This is a genomic window from Sphingobacterium cavernae (assembly GCF_008520265.1).
Taxonomy (GTDB): Bacteria; Bacteroidota; Bacteroidia; order Sphingobacteriales; family Sphingobacteriaceae; genus Sphingobacterium; species Sphingobacterium cavernae.
The window spans coordinates 1-2450 of sequence record NZ_VIQM01000105.1 but is presented as its reverse complement, the minus strand read 5'-3'; the positions used below and the strand labels follow the sequence as shown (position 1 = coordinate 2450).

Genomic DNA, 2450 nt, shown 5'->3' with positions numbered 1-2450 from the left:
ACATTCTGGGTGCCCGCTCAGTTGTTATAGGGCAAATATAGGTATTAAGAATGCATTTAAATCAAAGTCTAAATGTTATGTATGTTTAATTCAAAAAATCTAATGTTTTTTGAATATCTTCTAAAGTACCATCGGTTTTAATAACTTTTAGATTTTTATCTAAAAGATACATTTGAGGAATTGATTGAACATTAAAATATTGGAGTAAAATTCCTTCAAAGGATTTGAAATCATTAATATGAATTCCAGGATATGATGTTTTATTTATAGTTCTTAACCAGTATTCACTATCATTGTCTAAAGATAGAGAAACAAAATTTATATCATTATTATTTATGAATGTCTTATATTTCGGTATATTTTGTAAACAAGGACCACAATAACTTGCCCAGAAAGATAGGACTGTATATTTGTCTTTTAAATTTTCCCATTCAAACTTTTTATTGTTAATCGTGTAATAATCTGTCCTGGGGATTTCATTATTCCAATTGTTGAAGGGAGGGTTGAAATAGGAGAATAGACTAATGTATTTTTCAGTGGCCTTTATATTATCAGACAAATCTGATGTAAGATTTAGTATAAATTCTTTAGGATATTTTCTATGTATACCATTTAAGGCGTAAATGAAAGATGTGCTAGCATTATATTTTTTAATGTAATTTTTTGAAATTTTTATGATTTCACTAGAATCACTGTTCTTAAAGTCTTCAACAAGTTTTAAATAATCTTTGTATTCTTTATTACCTGATATTTTTGACTTATATATAGTGGTAGTGTCACCAATTATTTCATATTCACTATTGGGTATTCCTAAAAAAACGCATCTTTTTTCACTATTTTTTATGTTGATGGAGATTTCTTTTGCTTCTTTTAAAGGAATTTTGACGGAAAATTTATTGTTGATTGAGATTGTTGAATCTAGAATTGGATATGATTGTCCAGGCAATCCAATATTCCCTTGATTTATAAAGTATATTAAAGAACCATCGGAATCTTTAATATTTCCTTTAATTGTTATATATGAATTATTTGTTTGTCCGTAAAGAAAATGCGCACTAATAATTATTATAAAGAGAATGCAAATTGATCTCATATGTTTAAAGGATGGTATATTTAAATGTAAGTGTTTATAATCAAATTGTCAAAAAAATACAGAAAATTTTATGTTTTCTATATGTTACTTTACAACTTTAACTCACTGAATTTCAACCTAATCAAACATTCTGAGTGCCCGCTCAAATTATTTTATGCAAAGGTAAAATTTGTAAATGGTAATTCCGAAACCATCATTAATCTACCTATCCTCAATTTTAGCCTTAAAGATCCCAGACACATTTAAAAACCTTAATACAGATTCATCATCAGAGTAATCTAATTCAATTATCTCTTTAATTGCTACCTTCTTGTTTACTGAATTATTGTAATAATTTTTACAAATATCATATCCAATGAAATAACCAAGGTCTTTAATGGTAGAGACATTGTGATTATGAAACCAGTCGTCAAAATTTGTACTAAGTAAGTCTTGGCGAAAAAGTTCTAATACATTTGAATAATTTTGATAGCCGTATTGTATGTATTTTAAGTCGATAGGCTTTCCAATTACAAGCTCAGCTATAAAGTCGCATGCACCCTCGTAAATTGAATTTTTAAGGACATTATTATTTACTAGGCTTTTTTGTTGAGTGTGAACATATTCATGTACAGCAACAAATTCAATACCACCAGATTCTGAATTTCTATAATAGTCCTTTTTTCGTTGAGATTGATATTCTGATGTGTTTATTGTAGAATCTGCTAATGCTAATTCTAAACCAATTACTAAGTCTTTATTCAATGGTTTTCCACCTGAGTTTCCAAGCCCTATACATAAATATAAATTAGCAGGCTGAGAGTGAGGATATAGCCTTTTAAAGTTTTTAAGATGTTTCTTTATTTTATTTTTATTGGCTTCTAACGATTGTGTTTTTGCCCATAAAGAATTCCAAAATTTAGGATAGCGAAGTATTGCATTAACGTAAGCAGAGTCGGTGTATTTCATTACTCTACAAAACTCTTTTAGACCATAAGTACCTAGATTAAGATAGTTTGACTTAATGATGTGAAGTTGATCATCATAAGAATTAGATTTATGTATTTTGTCATAAGCTATCCAAAAATTGCTAACATCTTTACTAAGTATAGTTTGGGCGTTAGTTTGTAGAGGATGTAATGAAAAAACTAATAAAATTACTAAAAAGTAGCCTAAATATTTGATTGACATATATCAAAACTTTAACCTAATATACGAATGAAAAGTAGTCGTGTAGTCACGTAGTCAGATACATTTCAAACTTTTCTTAAGAATTTATAATCAAATTGTCATAAAACATATAAAAATCTATGTTTTCTATTTGTTACTTTGAAAATGTAACTAATTGATTTTTAAGGCAATTACACATTCTGGGTGC

At 27.7% G+C, this 2450-nt stretch carries 2 protein-coding genes; both read right to left on the bottom strand.

The genetic code is table 11. The features are described 5' to 3' along the window. Nucleotides 1-85: 85 nt before the first annotated feature. The gene (locus FLS47_RS16920) at nucleotides 86-1093 is read right to left on the bottom strand and encodes a TlpA disulfide reductase family protein (protein ID WP_149915503.1); all 1008 of its coding nucleotides are present in this window, start codon (nucleotides 1091-1093) and stop codon (nucleotides 86-88) included. A gap of 201 nt (nucleotides 1094-1294) precedes the next feature. Next, nucleotides 1295-2263: a hypothetical protein gene (locus FLS47_RS16915; RefSeq protein WP_149915502.1), complete on the bottom strand. Its 969-nt coding sequence runs from the start codon at nucleotides 2261-2263 to the stop codon at nucleotides 1295-1297. Between the last annotated feature and the right edge of the window lie 187 nt (nucleotides 2264-2450).